The 1,992-nt window shown below is 39.9% G+C and carries 2 protein-coding genes; one reads left to right on the forward strand and one right to left on the reverse strand.

Annotated features, from left to right (window positions below):
- Positions 1–63 precede the first annotated feature (63 nt).
- A complete protein-coding gene (locus tag BGI33_RS09375) occupies positions 64–900 on the reverse strand; it encodes an IS3 family transposase (protein ID WP_100090937.1) in 837 nt (278 codons plus the stop codon).
- A 68-nt stretch (positions 901–968) separates the two neighbouring features.
- Between BGI33_RS09375 and BGI33_RS09380 the strand changes: the two genes are divergently transcribed.
- Positions 969–1,992 (forward strand): IS481 family transposase (locus BGI33_RS09380; RefSeq protein ID WP_100090938.1); only part of this gene is annotated, 1,024 nt, incomplete at its 3' end.

A 1,992-nucleotide genomic window follows, 5' to 3' on the forward strand; every position in this document is an offset into this window, starting at 1 on the left:
ATATGTATCTTGTGCGCATAAGTAACCAGGATGTTTGTAAATACCCCAAACTTAGTACAAGCTTCAAGTAGAAAATAATACTGCTTGTCTTAGGGTTTTATACTCAATCGGCGTCATATTATTTAATGCTTCATGAGGCCTTTCGGTGTTATAACTGGTTAGCCATTCTTCGGTTACCTTTCTTGCTTGTTCCAGATTATTAAATAGATATAAATCTAGTACCTCTGTGCGATAGGTACGATTAAATCGTTCAATATACCCGTTTTGATATGGACTGCCTGGTTGAATATAATCTATGGTTATATCATGTGATTTTGCCCAGTTAGTAAACGTATTTCCGGTGAATTCCGGTCCATTATCTACTCGTATTTTGATTGGATAGCCATGATATTCGGCCAGTTTATCCAGATAACGGGTAATCCTGCCAGCCGGCAAACTGACTGCAATATCAATGCCTAACGCCTCACGATTAAAGTCATCTATCACATTGAAAGTTCTAAACCTGCGTTGATTGCGACTGCTGTCACTCATAAAATCCATTGACCAGCATTCACCTTGTTTACTGGGTGCTGATAGTCTTTCTGGGCATCGTGGAGGAATGCATTTTTTACGCTTTACCCTGAGATTAAGCTTTAATTCACAATACACCCGATACACCCGTTTATGATTCCAGTTATAGCCGAGCTTTCTGATGCGATTAAAACACTTGGGAAAGCCCCAGCGTAAATGCCTGTCAGTGATAGCACTGAGTACTGACACAATCACCGAGTCATCCGGTAATTTAGGTTGATAATAGTAAGCACAGCGGCTTAAGCCAACAATTGCGCAGCTCATAGCAATAGTAACAGGATGACTTTCTTGTAATTGCACAGCCCAAGCTTTACGTGCCTTGGTAGGCACTATAGCTGTAGTAGTCTTTATTTAATCTGACATTTAGTGTATTTTAAACCAATAATGGAGTGTCAGTAATGAATCAATCTGCAAAAATAATTAAACCAAAATTAGGTCTTTTAGAACTCGCTAAACAGTTAGGTAATGTTCAGCAAGCCTGTAAAGTCTTGGGATATAGTCGCGACAGCTATTATCGCTTCAAAAAACTCTATGAACAGGGCGGAGAATTAGCTCTTCAGGAAATAAGTCGCAAAAAACCTATAGAGAAAAATCGCGTAGAGCCTCATATTGAGCAGGCTGTCGTTAATATGGCTTATGAATTTCCTGCTTATGGGCAACATCGGGTAGCTAATCAGCTACGTCTGCAAGGAATAATGGTCTCTGGCAGCGGCGTACGTTCAATCTGGTTACGCCACGATTTAGAAAGCTTCAAAAAAAGACTGATCGCTCTGGAAACAAAAGTAGCTCAGGAAGGGCTTGTGTTAACAGAAAGCCAGCTACAGGCTTTAGAGAAAGCGAAAGCAGCGCGAGAGGCACAAGGTGAAATTGAGACCCAGCATCCTGGATACTTATGCGCACAAGATACATATTATGTTGGTCATATTAAAGGGATTGGGAAAATATACCAACAAACGTTTATTGATACCTATTCAAGACTGGCGTTTGCTAAAGTATATACGGAGAAAAACAGTTTAGTTGCTGCGGATATGCTCAATGATAAAGTGATACCATTTTTTGATAATGAGCAGGTAGCGCTTTTACGAATTCTGACGGATAGAGGAAGTGAGTATAACGGTCATAAAGAGCGTCATGCATACGAACTGTATCTGAATTTGGAGGATATAGAGCATACGAAAACAAAAGCTTACAGTCCGCAAACGAATGGTATATGTGAGCGGTTCCATAAGACGATGAAGACCGAGTGTTATGATATTATGTTTAGACGTAAAATATATACAGAACTGAAAGAGATACAACAAGATATTGAGCTTTGGCTAGAGTTTTACAATCGGGAAAGAGCACATTCAGGGAAATACTGTTATGGTAAGACACCTTGGCAAACTTGGGTAGAGACAAAAGGACTGGCTAAAGAAAAGCAGC

The organism is Snodgrassella alvi, assembly GCF_002777425.1.
Classification (GTDB): Bacteria; Pseudomonadota; Gammaproteobacteria; order Burkholderiales; family Neisseriaceae; genus Snodgrassella; species Snodgrassella alvi_B.